Raw genomic sequence first — 19335 nt, 5'->3', positions numbered from 1 at the left:
ACCGGGGCGGCGCCGGTGCCGGCGAGCACGGCGTGCGCCGTGGCCGTCGCGGCGGCCGGGGTGGCGGGCCGCCACGGCCCCGTGTCCGTCGGTCCGTGTCCGGAGGCGGTCGTGCGGCCGAGGGTCCTTCAGGTGCGTCGGCGCCGGTCCACCGCGTCCGGCGCCGTCCGGAGCGGTCCGGCGGGGACGGATCGAGTTCGCGCACCACCGTGTGGCCGCCACCGGGTGCCGGTTCCGGGTGCCGGTTCCGGTGCTGTGCCGGACGGAGCGCCGCAGGGCGTTCCGGGCGGCGCTCCCCACGAGGACGCCGGCCACCGGGGCGGCGACGAGGACGGGCAGCGGCGCCGCGAACGCCACCCGGGCCCCGGCCGGGCCGGTTCCGCGGCACGACGGGGTGCGCCGGCGGCGCCGTCACGGGCCCACGACGCCGTCGGCCGGAAGCCCGGCGGCGTCCGAGGCGACATCCCGTTCCCGCCCCGCCGGGCGGACGTCCGATTCCCTCCCCAGGGGCAGCCGGAAGAGGCCTCGGGGCCTCCGGCGAATCGGATGCGGACGGGCATGCCCGTGGGGCCGTCGTGCCGTACGGCGCCGACAGCCCCGGGCGGGCTCAGTACCCGCGGTACTGCTGACTGTTGTACGGGTCCTGGTAGGGAGCGGGAACCGGACGCGGAGCCGCGGGGCGCATCGCCTCGTAGCCGGCGGGCGGCGCCGGACGCGGCGGCTGCGGCTGCGGGCCGGGGTAGCCGCGCGGCGCGGTCGCCTGCTGCGGGATGTACGCCGCGGGCGCCTGCTGGAGCGGTGCGGGCTGCGCCGCCTGCGGGTAGCCGTAGCCGTAGGCGGGCTGGGAGGGGGCCGCCGGGAGGGCGGGCAACGCCGAGGGGAGGGCGGGCAGGTGACTGGCCGGCGCCTCGTACGCGGCGGGGACCCGGATCGGGGCGATCTGCGGGGTGCCCCGCTCGGCCACGAGGGAGTCGTAGATCGGGGTGTCCGGGAAGGCAGCGGAGGAGTAGCCGCCGCCATAAGTGGAGCGGGGGGAGGTCATGGCCATAAGTTAAGCCCACGATGTGCTGGTTGGGGAGACCGATAAGAGGGTTGTTTTCCGTGCCCGGCGTGACCGGGGACCCCCAATGTGGACGAACGCGTGAAAAACGGGCACTTCGGTAGGTGTGTTTCGTGTAAAGACCGAGCTCCGGACCGGTTACCGGCGGTTGGCCACCGGTTCCCCCTCCGTCCCCGTGGGCGTTCCCCGCGCGGAGGAATAGGTTGTGCCCACGAACACCGGCGGACGCCGGGCCCCGGCCCGGCGCGGCGACCCGTGATGGGGGCGGACATGTCAATGTCGAAGGGATCGAACACACCGGTGCCGGCCACGGCACTGCGGGTGGACGTGGGCCGGCGCTCCGGACCCGGCGTACCCGACACGGACGCCTCGGCCCTGCTGCTGGCCGGCGGGAAGGTCCGCTCCGACGACGACTTCGTCTTCTACAACCAGCCCGCCCACGCCTCGGGCGCCGTGCGGCACGAGGGCAAGCGGGACGCCGGGGGGCGGGTCACCGACACCCTGCTCGTCGACCTCGCGCGCGTGGAGCCCGGCATCGGGACGGTGATCCTGGCCGTCTCCTGCGACGGCGGCGCCTTCGGACAGGTCCCGGACCTGTACATCGAGGTCAGGGACGCCGCGGACGGCACCGTGGCGGCCCGCTTCGACAGCACGGGAGCGACCAGCGAGACGGCTTTCGTCCTCGGGGAGTTCTACCGGCGCCAGGGCGCCTGGAAGTTCCGCGCCGTCGGCCAGGGCTACAGCAGCGGACTCGAGGGACTCGCCACCGACTACGGCATCACGGTGGACGAACCGCAGCACACCCCCGCGGCGCCCGCCACCCCCGCGGCCCCCGTGCGGCCCGTCGCGCCTCCGGTCACCACGCCCCCTCCGGTCGCGCCGCCCCCGCCGCCCGCGCCCCCCGCACCGGTCCGGCTGACGAAGGTGACGCTCACCAAGGCGGCCCCCTCCGTCTCGCTGACCAAGCAGGGCGGCACCTCGGGCGCCCTGCAGGTGAACCTCAACTGGGAGGTCCGCAAGCAGTTCTCGGGCTGGGCCGGCAAGCTGGGCCGCCCGGTCGCCATGCACTCCGACCTCGACCTCGACCTGTGCGCCCTGTACGAACTCACCGACGGCCGCAAGGGCGTCGTCCAGGCCCTCGGCAACGCCTTCGGGGCACTGCACCAGCCCCCCTTCATCCACCTGGACGGCGACGACCGCACCGGTGCCGTGGCGAGCGGCGAGAACCTCACCGTCAACCTCGACCACAAGCACCTCTTCCGGCGCATCCTGATCTTCGTCACCGTCTACGAGGGCGCCCGCTCCTTCGCCGACCTGCACGCCACGGTCACCCTCCGGCCGCAGCACGGCGCACCGGTCGACTTCTCGCTCGACGAGTGCACCGTCCCCTCGACCGTGTGCGCGCTCGCCCTGATCACCAACACCGGCGGCGGCGAGCTCGTCGTCCGGCGCGAGGCCCGCTACCTGGTGCCCGAGCGCGGAGTGAGCCCGCAGCGCACCGTCGACCACGCCTACGGGTGGGGCATGAACTGGACCCCCGGCCGCAAGTGAGAGGTGGGGTGCCGCGCGGTCAGCCCTCGTCGGGCACGGCGTCCGGACGTGCGTAGGTGCGGCCCTTCCAGGCCGCACCGCGCCCCCGGTGGTGCCGCACCGCGGAGTCCACGGTCATCAGCAGGTACAGGAACGCGGTGAACGGCAACAGGGGAGCGAGCCACGGCGGCTGCCGGTAGTGACGGAGCATCGGGACGTACGTCCCCGACATCACCGCCCAGGCCGCCGCGCCCAGGACCGCCGCGGACCCGCTTCCCGTCACCGCGCCCGCCACCACCGCGACGGGCGGCACCAGGTACACCAGCGTCAGCCCGGCGACCGTACCGGCCAGCAGCAGCGGGCTGTGCCGCAGCTGCGCGTACGCACTCCGCGCCACCATCCGCCACAGATCCCGCAGCCGCGGATACGGACGCACGCTGTCCACCCGGTCCGCGAGCCCCAGCCACACCCGTCCACCGCTCCGCTTCACCGCGCGGGCGAGCGCCACGTCGTCGATGACGGCCCGCCGGATCGCGTCCGGGATCCGCGCCCGCTCGGCCGCCTCCACGCGCAGCAGCACACAGCCGCCCGCCGCGGCGGCCGTCCGGGTGCCCTCCCGCCCGATCCGGCGGAACGGGTACAGCTGCGCGAAGAAGTAGACGAACGCCGGCACGACCAGGCGTTCCCAGAGGCCCGCCACCCGCAGCCGGGCCATCTGCGACACGACGTCGTACCCTCCGGTACGGGCCGCCGCCACCAGCCGGCGCAGACTGTCCGGGGCATGGGCGATGTCGGCGTCCGTGAGCAGCAGGTACTCGGGATCACACGCGCGCGCCAGATCCATGCCGTGCCGCACCGCCCACAGCTTGCCGGTCCAGCCGGCGGGCGGCTCGCCCGGGGAGCCCACCGTGAGCGGCAGTCCGCCGTGCCGGTCCGCGAGCTCCCGCGCGAGCTCCCCTGTGCCGTCCGTGCTGCCGTCGTCGACGAGGACGACCTCGGCCCGGCCCGGATAGTCCTGGGCGAGCAGCGAGGGCAGGCTCGCGGGCAGCACCTCCGCCTCGTCCCGCGCGGGCACCACGACACACACCGGCGGCCACGCCCCCGGGTCGCGGGAGGGCGGCAGCCGCACATCCGTACGCCAGAAGAAGCCCTGGCAGAGCAGCAGCCACCACCAGGCGGCGAGTGATCCGGCGGCACTCCACACAACGGCGCTCACCTGCCGCAGTCTGCCCCACGGCGGGGGTCCGCAGCGGCTCATCGTCTATCGTGGCCGGGTGAAGATCGCGCTCATGGACTCCGGAATCGGTCTGCTGGCGGCCACCGCCGCGGTACGGCGCCTGCGGCCCGACGCCGATCTCGTCCTCTCCCTCGACCCCGACGGCATGCCCTGGGGTCCCAGGACACCGGAGGACCTCACCGAGCGCGCCGTCGCCGTCGCCGAGGCCGCGGCGGCGCACCGGCCCGACGCGCTGATCGTCGGCTGCAACACCGCCACGGTGCACGCCCTCACCGCGCTGCGCGCCCGCCTCGAACCCGGGCTGCCGGTCATCGGCACCGTCCCGGCGATCAAGCCGGCCGCGGCCGGCGGCGGCCCGCTGGCGATCTGGGCCACACCGGCCACGACCGGCAGCCCCTACCAGCGGAACCTGATCGAGGACTTCGCCGGCGGCGTCACCGTCACCGAGGTGCCGTGCTGGGGGCTGGCCGAGGCCGTGGAACGGGCGGACGAGACGGCGATCGACGCGGCCGTCGCCGCCGCCGCCGAGCTCACCCCGGACGACGTGACGACCGTCGTCCTGGGCTGCACCCACTACGAACTGGTCGCCGAGCGGATCCGGGCCGCCGTGCAGCGCCCCGGCCGCCCGCCGCTCGCCCTGCACGGATCCGCCGGGGCGGTGGCCGCCCAGGCCCTGCGCCGGCTCGGCGAGCCGCCCGCCCCCGGGGCGGCGGCGAGCGGCACCCTGACGGTGCTGCTGAGCGGACGCGAGGGCGCGCTCCCCGCGGCCGCCCTCACCTACGCGGAGGGCAGACTGCTGCGGCACGGCGCCGCCGCCCGGACGGCGCAGTGACACCGTGCCACGCGGTACCCGCCGAGCGGATTCTGGGTAACCTCAAAGTCATGAGGGACCACCGCCACGGCGAGCACGCCCCCTGCCCCGAGGTCTGGACCGGTCGCGCGACCAACCGCTACCAGTGGTTCCTTGCGCTGATCGGCGCCGCCTGCATGGCGCTCGGCATCGCGCTGGCCGTCGACTCCGCGTGGACGTCCGGCAGCGCGCCGCTGGCCATGGCCGTCGTCGGCTGCATCGCCGCCGGGCTGCTGGTGCTGTTCGGCACCCTCGCCTTCGTGCACGTCGCGCTGCGGGTCGACGAGGACCACCTGGAGGTGCGCTGCGGCCACATGGGCGTGCCCCGCCGCCGCATCCCGCTCTCGCACGTCGCGGGCGCGGACTTCGCCCCGCACGTCACCCCGCGCCACTGGGGCGGCTGGGGTTACCGGTGGCGGCCCGAGAAGGGCACGGCGGTCGTGGTGCGGCGCGGCGAGGGCATCGTCCTGCGCCTGTGGGACGGCCACACCTTCACGATCACCGTGGACGACGCGGAAGCGGCCGTCACCGCCATCCGCGACCGCCTCCGCCCCCACAAACCGGGCGCGACCCACTGACCGTCCCCGGTACCCGCGGCCGGCGGCACCGCGTCCCGCGCCCCGCCGGCCGTGCTGTCGGCCGCCGGGTCACGCGCCGTAGACTCCCGGAGTGACCGTCACCGCAACCCCCGTCGGCGAGTCGGACCCGATACCGCAGCAGACCGCGCCCCCGGCGTGGGGCGGGCGGCTCGTGCGCCTCCTCCCGGCCGCCGCAGCCGCGCCCTCGGGCCTGCTCCTCTACGTCAGCTTCCCGCCGCGCACCCTGTGGTGGCTGGCCCTGCCCGCCTTCGCCGTGTTCGGCTGGGTGCTGCGCGGCCGGAGCCGGAGGGCGGCGCTGGGCCTCGGCTACCTCTTCGGGCTCGGTTTCCTGCTGCCGCTGCTGGTGTGGACCGGTGTGGAGGTCGGGCCCGGTCCGTGGATCGCCCTCGTGGCGATCGAGGCGGTCTTCGTCGCGCTGGTCGGCGCGGGTGTCGCCGCGGTGTCGAAGCTCCCCGGATGGCCGGTGTGGGCGGCGGCGCTGTGGACCGCCGGCGAGGCGGTACGCGCCCGCGCGCCGTTCAGCGGCTTCCCCTGGGGCAAGGTCGCGTTCGGTCAGGCGGACGGCGTCTTCCTGCCGCTGGCCGCGCTCGGCGGGACCCCGGTGCTGGGCTTCGCCGTCGTGCTGTGCGGCTTCGGGCTGTGCGAGATCGTCCGGGCGGCCCTCCACGCCCGGCGCACCGGGACCCTGCGGCGGGCCGCCGCGGCCGTCGGCGCGCTGGGCGTCGTCGTACCGCTGCTGGCCGCCTTCGCCGCCCGGTCGCTGGTCGGCGACGAGCCCGAGGCCGGCACCGTGACCGTCGCCGTCATCCAGGGCAACGTGCCCCGCCTCGGCCTGGACTTCAACTCCCAGCGGCGCGCGGTCCTCGACCACCACGCGCGGGAGACACGGCGCCTGGCCGCCGACGTCGCGGCCGGCCGGGCCGAACAGCCCGACATCGTGCTGTGGCCCGAGAACTCCTCCGACATCGACCCCTTCGCCAACGACGACGCGCGCACCGTCATCGACGGGGCGGCCAAGGCCATCGACGCGCCCGTCTCGGTCGGCGGCGTGGTCGACAGGGACGGCAGGCTGCTCAACGAGCAGATCCTCTGGGACCCGGCGAAGGGCCCCGTGGACACCTACGACAAACGGCAGATCCAGCCGTTCGGCGAGTACCTCCCGCTGCGCCCGCTGGTGGGGGCGATCAACGAGGACTGGACGTCGATGGTCGGCCGGGACTTCAGCCGGGGCGACGAGCCGGGCGTCTTCACCATGGGCGGCGCCGGGGTCGGCCTGGTCACCTGCTACGAGGCCGCCTTCGACTGGGCGGTGCGCGACACGGTCACCGCCGGCGCCCAGCTGATCTCGGTGCCCAGCAACAACGCCACCTTCGGCCGCAGCGAGATGACCTACCAGCAGCTCGCCATGTCCCGGGTCCGCGCCGTGGAACACGGCCGCGCCGTCACCGTGCCGGTGACCAGCGGGGTCAGCGCGATCATCATGCCCGACGGGGAGGTCACGCAGAGGACCGGCATGTTCGTCGCCGACTCGCTGGTGCAGGAGGTGCCGCTGCGCACCTCGCAGACCCCCGCCACCCGCCTCGGCGTCCTCCCGGAGATCGCCCTCGTCCTGGTCGCCGCCGGCGGGCTGGGCCGGGCCGTCGCCGCCGGGGTGCGCGGGCGACGCGCCGGTGACGTGCGGTAGTACGCCCGCCGCACGCCCCCTGAACCGCGGGGGAGGGCCCCGACCGGCCGGTTAGGGTCGGGGCATGGCTACTCCTGACTTCATCCGCGCCCTGCGCGCCTCCGCCGGCCATCAGCTGCTCTGGCTCCCCGGAGTCACCGCGCTCGTCTTCGACGACGAGGGCAGGGTCCTGCTGAACCGCCGGACCGACACCCGCAAGTGGTCGGTGATCGGCGGCATCCCCGAGCCCGGGGAACAGCCCGCGGCCTGCGCCGTGCGGGAGGTCGAGGAGGAGACCGCGGTGCGCTGCGCCGTCGAGCGGGTCGTCCTGGTCCAGGCGCTGGACCCGGTGACGTACGACAACGGCGACGTCTGCCAGTACATGGACATCACCTTCCGCTGTCGCGCCCTCGGCGGCGAGGCACGGGTCAACGACGACGAGTCGCTGGAGGTCGGCTGGTTCGCCGTGGACGCGCTGCCGGAGCTGAACGAGTTCGCACACTTTCGGATCAAGCAGGCCATCTCCGACACACCTACATGGTTCGACCCCACTGGAACCGGCTGAACTATAGGGCCAGGCCATATGTGGTGCCGTCCAGGCGCTGCCTAGGGTCGGGACATGACCGTGCCCCGTGCCCTTCCGGCCCCCCACGCCACCCCGCTCGACCTCGGTGGCCGCACCGCCCTCGTCACCGGCGCCGCCGGCGGCATCGGCCGCGCCTGCGCGCTGCGGCTCGCGGCCGCCGGGGCCGAGGTCAGAGCCGTCGACCGGGACGCCTCGGGACTGGAGGAACTCGCCGAGGCGGCCCGGGACCTCGAGGGCGCCGTCGAACCGCACGTCCTCGACCTCACCGACCTGGACGCCGCCGAACTCGTCGGCGCCGGCACCGACGTCCTGGTCAACAACGCCGGGCTGCAGCTGGTCCGCCCCCTCGAGGAGTTCCCGCCGGACGTCTTCCACACGGTGCTCACCGTGATGCTCGAGGCGCCTTTCCGGCTCATCCGGGGCGCCCTGCCCCATATGTACGGCCAGGGATGGGGGCGCATCGTCAATGTGTCCTCGGTCCATGGTCTGCGCGCCTCGGCCTATAAATCCGCCTATGTGGCCGCCAAACACGGTCTGGAAGGACTGTCCAAGACCACCGCCCTCGAAGGCGCGCCCCACGGCGTCACCTCCAACTGCGTGAACCCCGCCTATGTGCGCACCCCACTGGTCGAGAAGCAGATCGCCGACCAGGCGCGGGCCCACGGCATCCCCGAGGAACGCGTCGTCTCCGAAGTGCTGCTGCGGGACAGTGCCGTCCGGCGGCTCATCGAACCGGAGGAGGTCGCCGAGGCGGTGGCCTATCTGTGCGGTCCACAGGCGTCCTTCGTGACCGGCACCTCACTGGTGCTGGACGGCGGCTGGACCGCGCACTGAGGCATCGGCCGTCAGCGGCCGGCCGTCGGCCGGCGGAGTTCTCCACAGGCCTGACGAGGCGGCCGGGGGATGAGGAATCCTGTGAGCATGTCCCATGATCACGCGCAGCCCGCCGAGCGTCCCGCCCCCGCCGGCTCCGCGGCCGGCGGCGCCGAGACGCCGTTCCTGGAGCTGCTGGCCCGCGGCGCCTCCGCCGAGGCGTACGAGCGGCCGGTACTGCTCGCCCGCGCCGAGGGGCTGCCCCCCGGGCGGATCGCCGCCCTCCAGCAGGCCAGGGCGCTCGCCCTGCGGGTACGCGCGGAGCTGGAGGGACGCCGCCGCCGGGAGGCCGAGCTGTCCGCCCTCTTCGAGACCGCCCACGACCTCGCCGGACTGCGCGACCTGGACGCCGTGCTCCGGGCGATCGTGCAGCGCGCCCGCTCCCTGCTCGGCACGGACGTGGCCTACCTCAGCCTCAACGACCCGGCCAGGGGCGACACCTACATGCGGGTCACCGAGGGCTCGGTCGCCGCCCGCTTCCAGCAACTGCGCCTCGGCATGGGGGAAGGACTCGGCGGCCTCGTCGCGCAGACCGCCCGCCCGTACGTCACCGACGACTACTTCCGCGACGAACGCTTCCGGCACACCCGCAGCATCGACACCGGAGTGCGCGACGAGGGCCTCGTCGCCATCCTCGGAGTGCCGCTGATGCTGGGGCGCCACGTCATCGGCGTCCTGTTCGCCGCGGACCGGCGGGCCCGGGTCTTCGGGCGGGAGCAGATCGCCCTGCTCGGTTCCTTCGCCGCCCTCGCCGCGGCCGCCATCGACACCGCCAACCTGCTCGCCGAGACCCGCTCGGCCCTCGCCGGCCTGGAACGCGCCAACGAGATCATCAAGGACCGCAGCGCGGTCATCGAACGCGCCTCGGACGTCCACGACCGGCTCGCCGAGCTGGTCCTGCGCGGCGGCGGGGTGCACGACGTGGCCGCCGCCGTCTCCCAGGTCCTGGACGGCACGGTCGAGTTCGCCGAGGCCGCCGCGGTCCCCGCCCAGGCCCTCGAATCCTCGCGCACGGAAGGCCACGCGGTCCGGCACCGGGACGACTGGATCGCCGCCGTGGCCGCCGGCGGCGAACTCCTCGGCGCGCTCGTGCTGCGCGGCCACCCCGGCCTCGACCCCGTCGACCAGCGCACGCTGGAACGCGCGGCCATGGTCACCTCACTGCTGCTGCTCGCCCGCCGCTCCGCCGCCGAGGCCGAACAGCGCGTCCGCGGCGAGCTGCTCGACGACCTGCTCGACGCCCGCGACCGGGACCCGCGCCTGCTGCGCGAGCGCGCGGCCCGGCTGCACGCCGACCTCGACGCCACCCACGCCGTGCTCGCCGCCCGGCTGGAGGGCTCCGCCGCCGACGCCGACGAAGAGGCCGACGCCCGCAGACGGCTGTGGGCCGCGGCCTCCCACCTCGCGGCCACCCGGCACGGCCTCGCCGCCGCCCGTGACGGCGGCACCGTCCTGCTGCTGCCCCTCGCCCCCGGCGACACCGCCACCGGTCTGGCCCGCCGCATCGCCCGGCACCTGGGCACGGCCGTCCACGAACCGGTCACCGTCGGCGCGTCCGCCCCGGTCGAAGGCCTCACCGTCCGCCCCGACACCGTGGCGTCCGCCTACGCGGAGGCCCGCCGCTGCCTCGACGCCCTGCGCCTCCTCGGCCGCCCCGGTGAGGGCTCCGCAGCCGAGGACTTCGGCTTCCTGGGACTGCTGCTGGCCGGCGAGCGGGACATCGCCGGCTTCGTCGAACGCACCATCGGCCAGGTCGTGGCGTACGACGGACGACGCGGGACCGAACTGCTGCGTACCCTGGACGCCTACTTCGCCTGCGGCATGAGCCCCGCCCGCACCAAGGACGAGCTGCACGTCCACGTCAACACGGTCGCCCAGCGTCTGGAACGCGTCGGCCGCCTCCTCGGCGACGACTGGCAGAGCCCCGCCCGGGCCCTGGAGATCCAGCTCGCCCTGCGCCTGCACCGCCTGTCGGCGGGCGCCCCGTCCCCCGCACGGCGCTGACCCCCGCACACGCGGGGCGTGCGGGGGACGGCCGCCGCACCCGGTCAGGGAACGCGGGCGTCCCGGGCGGCCGGGGCCTTCCCGGCGTTCCCCGCCGTCCCGCCCGACGGGGCCACCTCCGCCAGATCGCGGTGGCGGGTCTCCTTGGCCGCCGCCACGGCGACGACCGTCAGCAGGCTCGCCGCGATGACGTACAGCGCGATCGGGGTGGAGCTGCCATGGTCCGAGAGCAGCGCGGTGGCGATCAGCGGCGCCGGAGCGCCCGCCGCCACAGAGGCGAACTGGGCGCCGATGGACGCACCCGAGTAGCGCATCCGGGTCGCGAACATCTCGGAGAAGAAGGCGGCCTGCGGCGCGTACATCGCCCCGTGCAGCACCAGGCCCACGGTCACCGCCAGCAGCAGGCTGCCGAAACCGCCGGTGTCGATGAGGGCGAAGAACGGGAACATCCACAGCCCCACGCCGGCCGCGCCGGCCAGATACACCGGACGCCGGCCGAACCGGTCCGACAACGCGCCCCAGGCCGGGATGACGGCGAAGTGGACCGCCGAGGCGATGAGCACGGCGTTGAGCGCGGTCTGCTTCGAGACCCCGGCGGAGGTGGTCGCGTACACGAGGATGAACGCGGTGATCACGTAGTAGCTGATGTTCTCCGCCATCCGCGCCCCCATCGCCACCAGCACGTCGCGCCAGTGGTGCCGCAGGACCGCCACGACCGGCATCCGCTCCGTGCCGGCGTCCGCCTCGCGGGCCTCGGCCCGCTCCAGGGCCTGCTTGAACACCGGCGACTCGTCGACGGAGAGACGAATCCACAGACCGACGATCACCAGCACTCCGGAGAGCAGGAACGGGATCCGCCAGCCCCAGGCCTCGAACGCCGCGTCCGACAGCACCGCGGTCAGCAGCGACAGCACACCGGTCGCCAGCAGCTGCCCCGCCGGCGCACCGGTCTGCGGCCAGGAGGCCCAGAAGCCGCGCCGCCGCGCGTCCCCGTGCTCGGAGACCAGCAGCACGGCACCGCCCCACTCACCGCCCAGCGCGAACCCCTGGACCAGCCGCAGCACCGTGAGCAGCACGGGCGCGGCACTGCCGACGGTCGCGTGCGTGGGCAGCAGCCCGATCGCGAACGTCGCCCCGCCCATCAACAGCAGGCTCAGCACCAGCAGCCTCTTGCGTCCGAGCCGGTCCCCGTAGTGCCCGAAGACCAGCGCCCCCAGCGGCCGCGCGGCGAACCCGACGGCGTAGGTCAGGAACGACAGCAGCGTGCCGACGAGCGGGTCGGAGTCCGGGAAGAACAGCTTGTTGAAGACGAGCGCGGCGGCGGAGCCGTAGAGGAAGAAGTCGTACCACTCGATGGTGGTGCCGATGAGGGACGCGGCGACGATGCGCTTGAGGTTGTTCGGGGCTGGTGGAGCGGTTGCGGGCGACGACATCGGCACCACTTCCTGGGGTGTGACGGGGACGTTTGCGTGTTGCCACACCGTAGGAATCCGCAGGTCAGGCGCACATGTGGCGGGGCTACATAGTTCGGGGGTTGACTATGGTGTGGCCACCATGCCAGTTCAGGAAAAGGCCTCTCAAGGGATCGGTGATGGTCAAAACGAGTGCCCTCCGGGACGCGTGGTTCAGGGTGATCTGACGACGCGGTGCTGACTCCCGTGCTGGTCGGCGTTGGTTTCGTGGACGTGGCGGATCTGGGCGGCCGTCATGTCCTCGGGGCGGTCACTTCGCCGGGGATCCCGGCGTTGTTGACGAGAATGTCCAGGTGGCCCGCCCACGCGCGCAGCGTCTCGACCGCCGCGCCGACCGACGCGTCGTCGGTCACGTCCAGCTGGACGAAGCCGGCGCCGAGCCGGTCGGCGGCCTTGCGTCCGTTCCCGGCGTCCGGGCTCCGATCCAGACCGTCCGGCCCGCCCGGACGAGTCGGTGGGCGATCTGGCGGCCGAGGCCCCTGTTGCCGCCGTTGATCAATGTGGTGGCCACGTCGTGTCTCTCCTGTGCGTGTCGTCGGAGCGGGTGCTCCCGGAAAGCGGTCACCGGGAGCACCCGAGGGATTGGTTCGCGGCGGTACGCTCCGTCGGCGTCGGCGTCGGCGTCGGCGTCGGCGTCGGCGTCGGCGGGCGTCCTGCTCTAGTGGGCGGGGCGGAACGGACGCAGCAGGCGGATGCCGTCCTCGATGGATCCGTCGATCAGTTCGAGCATCTGCGGGACGAGTTCCCGCATCCGGGGCGCGGCGAGGTGTGCGTCGAGGTGGGCGCGTGTCTCCCAGCGTTCGTAGATGACGAACTCGCCGGGTCGGCCCTCGACTTCGTGGGACTCGTAGTCGATGTTGCCGGGGTCGTTGCGCGAGGGGGTGACGGCGGCGGTGATGAACGCCTTGAGGTCGTCCTCCCTGCCCGCCTTCGCCTTCGCGTCCCAGACGACGGTCACGTAGCCGGTGGGTGTTGCGGTCATGGTGATTCCTTTCCGTTCCGTGTTGTGTTCCGTGCTGACGGGCTGTGTGCGGTACCGGGCCGGTGTCAGCTCCTGATGAACTCGAGGAGGTCGGCGTTGACGGTGTCGGCATTGACGGTGCACATGCCGTGCGACAGGCCCGGGTAGACCTTCAGGTCCGCGTTCTTGACCAACGTGACCGCCGACCGGGCGGAGTTGGCGATCGGGACGATCTGGTCGTCGTCGCCGTGCAGGAGGAGCGTGGGCACGTCGATCGCCCGGAGGTCGTCGGTGAAGTCCGTCTCCGAGAACGCTCCGATCCCTTCGTGGTGCGCCTGCGCGCTGCCGGCCACCCCCTGACGCCACCAGTTCTGGATGACGCCCTGGGAGACGTCCGCGCCCGGACGGTTGAACCCGTAGAACGGCCCGGAGGCGATGTCGAGGTAGAACTGGGAGCGGTCGGTGGCCACGCCCTCGCGGAAGCCGTCGAAGACCTCCACCGGCAACCCCGCGGGGTTGGATCTCGTTCGGACCATGAGCGGCGGGACCGCTGCGATGAGGACGGCCTTGGCAACCCGGCCGGCACCGTGCCTGGCGACGTACCGGGCGACCTCTCCGCCACCGGCGCAGTGGCCGACGTGGACGACGTCGCGCAGACCGAGGTGCGCCACCACGGCGGCGGCGTCCGCCGCGTAGCGGTCCATGTCGTGCCCGTGGCCGACCTGGGCGGAGCGCCCGTGCCCGCGGCGGTCGTGGGCGACGACGCGGTAGCCCCGCCGGACGAGGAACAGCAGCTGGGCGTCCCAGTCGTCCGAGCTCAGCGGCCAGCCGTGGTGGAACATGACCGGCCGGCCCGAGCCCCAGTCCTTGTAGAAGATCTCGACTCCGTCGCCGGTGGTGACGAACGGCATGGTCCGCTCCTCGTGGTCTCGCCCGGTTACCGGGGGGATTCGATGTCTCCACGAGAATGGCTCGGCCACCGTGCCGACAGCCTCCGTCAGCTGACTGACATCCGGCCGACGGCTCGCCTACGTCAGTACCGGGGCAGTGCTGGGACCCGACCGGTAGCTCTCACAGCCGGGTGGCCGGAGGCTCGGGAGGCAGCGCCTCCAGAGCGTCGCGGAGCCCGGCCCGCGACGTGATCCCCAGCTTCGGGAACACGCGGTAGAGATGCGACGACACGGTCCGCGGCGAAAGGAACAGACGCGACGCGATCTGCGGGTTCGACAGCCCCGTCGCCGCCAGCCTGGCGACCTCCAGCTCCTGCGGGGTGAGGGTCTCACCAGCCTTGTTCCGGCCGGTCCGCGTCATCCCGGTGGCGCGGAGCTCCGTCGCGGCCCGGGCCTCCCACGAACGGGCCCCGAGCTCCTCGAAGTGGCCGCGGGCGGCGGCCAGCTGCACCCGGGCCTCGCGGTTGAGCCCCTGACGGCGCAGCCTCTCGCCGTACGCCAGACGAGCACGGCCGACCTCGAAGGGCCACTGCTCGACGCCCGGCAGTCCGAGCGCCTCCTCGAAGCACCGGACCATGTCCTCGGCAGCCGATGTCATCGCCGTGACCGTGGCCGTGCTCAGCGCGAACCGCGACGAGAGGTGACCGACACCGGCGTCGCGCAGCGCGTCCGCGTGCCGTCGTGCCTCCGCGTGCCGCCCGGAGCGCACGGCCGCCTCGACGAGGTCCGGCGCGGACCACACGGCCTCGGGGTTGAACGGCGGCAGCACACCCGGGGCGCAGATCGCCGAGGCGTGCCGGAACGCCGTCTCGAAGTCGGCGGCGCCGAGGGCCACCCGGGCCGCCGCCTGGTGGGCGCAGTTCTCCAGCCGCCGCAGGCCCCTGGGACCCGACCACCCCCAGATGTCCTCGCAGTGCTCCCGGCACGCGTCGAGGGCGCCGCGCTGGGCCGCGGCCATCGCAGCGACGTAGTGCCCCACCTGGGCGAACAGGTGGTACCCCGTCTCCTCGGACAGTGCGATGAGCTCGTCCGCGGCGCCGGCCGACGCCTGCCACCGGCCGGCGTGCAAGTCGTCCAGGGCGACGAACATCAGGGCCGGCATGCTCGACCCCACCGCGCCGCCGTCGCGTATGACCCGGGACACGGCCTCGCGACAGCCCGGAAGCCGGTCGAGGTACGAGGCGGTCAGGGCGGTGCGGATGACCACGTCGGCGTCACTCTGGTCCCTCAGCCGCGCGATCTCCTCGTCCAGGCGGCGCAGCATGCCGTCGGTGACGGAGCCGAGGTCGTGGTGGACGCGCCCCAGTGACGCCGCGGCGGCGGGCGCCGCCTCGGGGAACCGGGCGAGCACGTCGGCCAGAGGCTGCCAGTGCTCGGGCCGGCCCGAGTACTGGCTGGCGAGGGTGAGGGTGAACAGCGCGGTCTCCAGCTCCTCGTGAGGCGGTCCGGGCATCACCCGGGCCTGCTCGACCGCCTCCATCAGGAGTGCATGGGCCGTATCGGCGTCGCCTTCCGTGACGAGCACCAGGAAACCGGCCGTCGCGGCCGCCGAGAGCGACCGGGCCGCGGGATTGCCCTCGACCTCACGCATGATCTCGTGGCTGACCTCCAGATGGCCTGCGACCCAGGCGGCGGCATAGGCGGCCTGCGACAGGCGGCGCCTGCGGTCCGCGCGGTCGGGGCTCAGCTCGGCCGCGCGCCGCAATCTCGCTATCGCGCCGTCGGCGTCACCGCGCCGCAGGCTGCTCCGGGCCGCCGACTCCACGACGGCGGCGACCGCCTCGTCGGGCGCCGTCGTGGCTCTGGCGAGGTGATCACCGCGCCGCTCGGGCTGGTCGGCCAGCGCGTCGGCCAGCCGGCGGTGGGCGCCGCGCCGCTGTTCACCGGTGGAACCGTCGACCACCGCGGACCTGACCAGCGGATGCCTGAAGCGCACCGCGCGGCCGTTCTCCGTGACCATGACCAGGTGGTCGCGCTCCGCGGGAGCGAGTTCCTCGAGGCTGCCCGGCCCGCCGGCCGCCTCGAGGACGCCGATGTCGCCGGAGCCCTCAAGAGCCGCGAGCAGCAGTACCTCACGCGTTCTGTGCGGCAGTCGTCCGACGCGGGCGCCGTACAGAGCGCGCACGTCGCGCCCCGGGCCGCTCGCCCACCCCGGCCCTTGGCCGTGTCGGTCGCCGGACATCCCGGTGGACCCGGCGAACTCGAGCAGCGCCAGGGGATTTCCCTGCGCCTCGTGGGCCACGGTCGAAAGAACCCGGCGGGGAAGGTGAACAAAGCGTCGGGACAGCAGCCGCAGGGCGTCCGCGTCACCCAGCGGCGCGACCTCGAGCTCCGGCAGACCGGTGGACCGGAAGGATTCGCCGGACTCCGCCCGCTGCGCTCCGAGCAGCCCGATGCGGCGGCCCCCCAGTCTTCTGGCGACGAAACCCACCGCGGCCCGGCTCGCCTGGTCGACGACATGAAGGTCATCGACCACGAGGAGCAACGGCCGCTCCTTCGCGGCCTCGTCGAACAGGGACAGTGCCGCGTTCAGGACGGCGATCCGGCTCGGCGCGGGACCGGCGCCGAGACCGAGGGCGACCTCGAGGGCCTCCCGCATGGGACGCGGCAGACGACCGAGCTCGTCCGGCAGCGAACCGACGAGCTGATGGAGCCCCGCGAAGCTGATGTCCGTCTCGTACTCGACACCGCTCCCGCGGACGACCCGCACTCCCTTCGCCACCGCCAGCTCGGCGGTCGCGTCCAGGAGTGCCGTCTTCCCCACGCCCGGATCACCGGTGAGCAGCAGAACAGCTCCGTCCGTCCCGGCCATGTCCAGGAACGCCGCAAGCTCGGCGAGCTCGCCCTCCCGGCCGACCAGCCCGGTCGGTCCGACGCCCGTGCCTGTTCCTGACTTCGCCCACATCCGCCGCGTCCCTCGTCCAGCCTCGCGAAGCAGTCGAAACACTAGCCACGCACCTGACCAGGAAGTATCACACCCACCGGCAAACGGAGCCTGAAGCCATCTGCTTCGCCGACACCCACAGCCCCCGAACGAAGATCATGCAGAACGCCCGTCGGGCGCTGCAGCCCCACCGCAACGACAGCACCAAGGGCAGTCGGCCTTCCCGGGGAGCCCTTCGAGTTGGCTGACGTCGAGCAGGTGCACCGGGCGCACGGCACGGGCGCCGTCGTACGCCGTGCCGGCCAGGTTCCCGCGGTAGCGAGGGTTCCCTCACAGAACTGGCACCGCGACGCCGCCTTCCTCGCCCCTGCCGCGCTCCGGGCTCGCCCCGAGCGCCGTCAGCGTCACCCCGGCCGCCACCGCCAGCGCCGCCACCAGCCCCGCCGCGAGCACCGCCCAGTGACCCAGGAACGTACAGACGACCACCAGCAGCGCCGTGGCCGGCAGCACCGACTGCTGGGCGATCCCCACCTTGTGGAAGCGCGAGTGCAGCGCCCACACCGTGAGCAGGAACAGCGCTGTCGGCAGCGTCACCGCCGCCGACGCCGACAGCGTCGAAAGGTGCTTCCTGCCCACCGCCTGCTCCACCGCCACCTCCAGGCCGGCCCCGATCGCGGCACCCGAGACGAAGATCAGGTAATGGCCGTAGCCCCAGAGGAAGGACTGCCGGTCGGAGCGGAGGTGCCCATGGGCGGGGACCGCGAAGTACACCCACCAGGCGGCGAAGATGATCAGCAGTCCGCCGGCGGCGATGGGCAGCAACTCACCCAGGGCCTCGTGCTCGTCGATCCCCGACTTCACGGCGACGGTGGCCGCCGCGATGGTCTCGCCGAGCACGATGAGCGTGAGCAGTCCGTACCGTTCGGCGATGTGGTGGGGGTGCCACGGCGTGGGGTGGGCCCGCTCCGCATACAGCGGTACGGCCATCTCCAGCGGCGCCATCACCAGGAAGACCCACGGGCGGCCGGCCTCCGGCAGGACCAGCAGCCCCAGCCAGCCGATCTGGCACAGCCCGATGGCGTACCGCAGCGCCATCGTCCGCTCGGGGCCCCGGCTCGACCGCGCCACGCGCAGCCACTGCGCCGTCATGGCGAGCCGCATGATCACATAGCCCAGGACGACGACCAGGTACACGTGTTCCTCGAACGCCTGGGAGACGCCTGCCGTCAGGACGAGCACGCCGGCTATCTGGATCAGCGTGACGATCCGGTACAGCACGTCGTCGTTGTGGTAAGCCGAGGCGAACCACGTGAAGTTCATCCACGCCCACCAGATGGCGAAGAAGATCATCAAGTAGTTGAGGATCCCCTCGCCCGTGTGTCCCTCGACCACGGCGTGCACCAACTGGGCGCCTGCCTGGGCTATGGCCACGATGAAGCACAGGTCGAAGAAGAGCTCCAGTGAGGAGACGCCGCGGTGGCTCTCGTCGCGGCCTCGCGCCGTGAGCCTGCGCAGTGGTCTGTGGTGTGCGGGCGCCGCGGAGCACACCGGCGGCGGAGCCGGGCTGCCTGTCATTTGGTGAGCCAAGCTCCGAAGTGCCGCTGCAGTCGGGGATTGATCTGCCAGACCATCGCTGCCGCCGCCGCCGGGACGAGTACAGCGAGTCGCACCGGCAGGTACAGACCCTCCAGGACAGGGTTCGTGGCCAGGCCCAGCAGGACGATGGTGGGGTAGATACCGCACACGGTGAGGAGCCACAGCTTCCAACGCCGGGCGGCGGCCGGAACGGTGGGGTCGGGCCGGGGTTCGGCGTTCGCGAACGCGTTCCGGCTCTGCTTACGGAGCGTGTGCCGGATGTCTGTCACTGCCGGTGGGCTCGGCAGTCCAGGATCGTCGGCACCGTGGGCATGGGAAACAGGTCTCTCGTTCATGGACAACTCCACATCGACATGCTGTGTATCGTTTTGATTCCATCGGTTCCTGCACGGCCGAGGCGATGTCGGCGCTGTGTGACGGGCTGCCCGCGCGCAACAGCGGCAGCAGTCGCCGGGTGAGCAGCACAGGGCTCGGACGGTCCACCGCCGGCCGCTCCTGGTGTCCGTCCGCTGACATGCTTCGGCCGGTGCCGTTCCAGGTGAAGCCCACACCCGCGTTGTTGACCAGCGCGTCGGGGCGATCGCGCCGTGCCGCCACTTCGGTCGCGAGTCGCTGGGGCTCGGCCGGAGCGGACGGGTCGGCGATGTATTGCTCGACCCCGAAACGCTGCGCGATCGGCACCGGTCGCTGCGGGGCACGACCGTGCGGAAGCGACTGGTGCACGGCTTCCGCAAGCTCCTCCGCCGGAGCGAGACCAAGGCCGTTCGTCGCTCCGGTGACCAGAATCGACGCCTGGTGCGACCTTCCCGTGCAGGGGACGGCCCGGTGCCCGGGTGGGCGCCGGGCCAGGTCCTGGTCCGATCAGTGAGCGGACCGGGTGTGGTCCTGCTCCACGTACACCTTGAGGGCCTGGAACTCCTCGATCGCGCGCGGGCCGCACAGGTAGCCGTAACCGCTGCCCTTGACGCCGCCCTCCTCGAAGTCCTCGCTGATGGCTCCCCAGGTGTTGATCCATACGGTGCCGGTGCGGATGCGCCGGGCGATCCGGCGGGCCTTCATGGAGTCCGAGC

At 73.3% G+C, this 19335-nt stretch carries 17 protein-coding genes and 1 pseudogene; 7 read left to right on the top strand and 11 right to left on the bottom strand.

Annotated features, from left to right (window positions below):
• Positions 1–607: 607 nt before the first annotated feature.
• Complete coding sequence (locus tag ABTY20_RS31660; protein ID WP_352000585.1) at positions 608–1042, bottom strand: DUF6643 family protein; 435 nt, start codon at positions 1040–1042, stop codon at positions 608–610.
• Positions 1043–1336: 294 nt separating this feature from the next.
• Between ABTY20_RS31660 and ABTY20_RS31655 the strand changes: the two genes are divergently transcribed.
• On the top strand, positions 1337–2611 hold the full coding sequence (locus tag ABTY20_RS31655; RefSeq protein ID WP_352000584.1) for a TerD family protein: 1275 nt from the start codon (positions 1337–1339) through the stop codon (positions 2609–2611).
• 19 nt (positions 2612–2630) lie between these two features.
• Here the strand turns inward: ABTY20_RS31655 and ABTY20_RS31650 are convergent, their stop codons facing one another.
• Positions 2631–3848, bottom strand: coding sequence for a glycosyltransferase (locus ABTY20_RS31650; RefSeq protein WP_352000583.1), 1218 nt, complete (start codon positions 3846–3848; stop codon positions 2631–2633).
• Between the two features lie 16 nt (positions 3849–3864).
• On the opposite strand from ABTY20_RS31650, the gene ABTY20_RS31645 reads away from it, so the two are divergent.
• From ABTY20_RS31645 to ABTY20_RS31620, 6 genes are all read left to right on the top strand, one after another.
• Positions 3865–4659, top strand: a complete 795-nt coding sequence (locus ABTY20_RS31645; RefSeq protein WP_352000582.1) for a glutamate racemase — start codon at positions 3865–3867, stop codon at positions 4657–4659.
• Positions 4660–4709: 50 nt separating this feature from the next.
• On the top strand, positions 4710–5255 hold the full coding sequence (locus ABTY20_RS31640; protein ID WP_352000581.1) for a hypothetical protein: 546 nt from the start codon (positions 4710–4712) through the stop codon (positions 5253–5255).
• Positions 5256–5346: 91 nt separating this feature from the next.
• Positions 5347–6960, top strand: a complete 1614-nt coding sequence (lnt, locus tag ABTY20_RS31635; RefSeq protein WP_352000580.1) for an apolipoprotein N-acyltransferase — start codon at positions 5347–5349, stop codon at positions 6958–6960.
• A gap of 64 nt (positions 6961–7024) precedes the next feature.
• On the top strand, positions 7025–7504 hold the full coding sequence (locus ABTY20_RS31630) for an NUDIX hydrolase (protein ID WP_352000579.1): 480 nt from the start codon (positions 7025–7027) through the stop codon (positions 7502–7504).
• A 54-nt stretch (positions 7505–7558) separates the two neighbouring features.
• The gene (locus ABTY20_RS31625) at positions 7559–8359 is read left to right on the top strand and encodes a 3-hydroxybutyrate dehydrogenase (protein ID WP_352000578.1); all 801 of its coding nucleotides are present in this window, start codon (positions 7559–7561) and stop codon (positions 8357–8359) included.
• Between the two features lie 87 nt (positions 8360–8446).
• Positions 8447–10402 (top strand): helix-turn-helix domain-containing protein, encoded by a 1956-nt coding sequence (locus ABTY20_RS31620; protein ID WP_352000577.1) that lies wholly within the window; start codon positions 8447–8449, stop codon positions 10400–10402.
• Between the two features lie 44 nt (positions 10403–10446).
• Here the strand turns inward: ABTY20_RS31620 and ABTY20_RS31615 are convergent, their stop codons facing one another.
• The 9 genes and pseudogenes from ABTY20_RS31615 to ABTY20_RS31575 all read right to left on the bottom strand — a co-directional run.
• The gene (locus tag ABTY20_RS31615) at positions 10447–11835 is read right to left on the bottom strand and encodes an MFS transporter (RefSeq protein WP_352000576.1); all 1389 of its coding nucleotides are present in this window, start codon (positions 11833–11835) and stop codon (positions 10447–10449) included.
• A gap of 302 nt (positions 11836–12137) precedes the next feature.
• Positions 12138–12385: pseudogene (locus ABTY20_RS31610) on the bottom strand (SDR family NAD(P)-dependent oxidoreductase); the annotation flags it as partial.
• Between the two features lie 147 nt (positions 12386–12532).
• The gene (locus tag ABTY20_RS31605; protein ID WP_087788960.1) at positions 12533–12856 is read right to left on the bottom strand and encodes a putative quinol monooxygenase; all 324 of its coding nucleotides are present in this window, start codon (positions 12854–12856) and stop codon (positions 12533–12535) included.
• Positions 12857–12921: 65 nt separating this feature from the next.
• Positions 12922–13746 (bottom strand): alpha/beta fold hydrolase, encoded by an 825-nt coding sequence (locus ABTY20_RS31600; protein ID WP_352000575.1) that lies wholly within the window; start codon positions 13744–13746, stop codon positions 12922–12924.
• Between the two features lie 160 nt (positions 13747–13906).
• A complete protein-coding gene (locus ABTY20_RS31595) occupies positions 13907–16690 on the bottom strand; it encodes an ATP-binding protein (RefSeq protein ID WP_352000574.1) in 2784 nt (927 codons plus the stop codon).
• A 309-nt stretch (positions 16691–16999) separates the two neighbouring features.
• Positions 17000–18244, bottom strand: coding sequence for a low temperature requirement protein A (locus ABTY20_RS31590; RefSeq protein WP_352000573.1), 1245 nt, complete (start codon positions 18242–18244; stop codon positions 17000–17002).
• On the bottom strand, positions 18241–18534 hold the full coding sequence (locus ABTY20_RS31585; protein WP_352000572.1) for a putative antibiotic biosynthesis monooxygenase: 294 nt from the start codon (positions 18532–18534) through the stop codon (positions 18241–18243). Before ABTY20_RS31585 ends, ABTY20_RS31590 begins: the two co-directional genes overlap by 4 nt.
• A complete protein-coding gene (locus ABTY20_RS31580) occupies positions 18506–19048 on the bottom strand; it encodes an SDR family NAD(P)-dependent oxidoreductase (protein ID WP_352000586.1) in 543 nt (180 codons plus the stop codon). Before ABTY20_RS31580 ends, ABTY20_RS31585 begins: the two co-directional genes overlap by 29 nt.
• A gap of 78 nt (positions 19049–19126) precedes the next feature.
• The coding region (locus ABTY20_RS31575; RefSeq protein WP_352000571.1) for an aldehyde dehydrogenase family protein at positions 19127–19335 on the bottom strand (209 nt) is incomplete at its 5' end.

The organism is Streptomyces sp. NPDC126497 (assembly GCF_040302425.1).
Taxonomy (GTDB): domain Bacteria; phylum Actinomycetota; class Actinomycetes; order Streptomycetales; family Streptomycetaceae; genus Streptomyces.
Note: the sequence above shows the minus strand (reverse complement) of the source record. Positions and strands in the feature narration are given on the sequence as shown.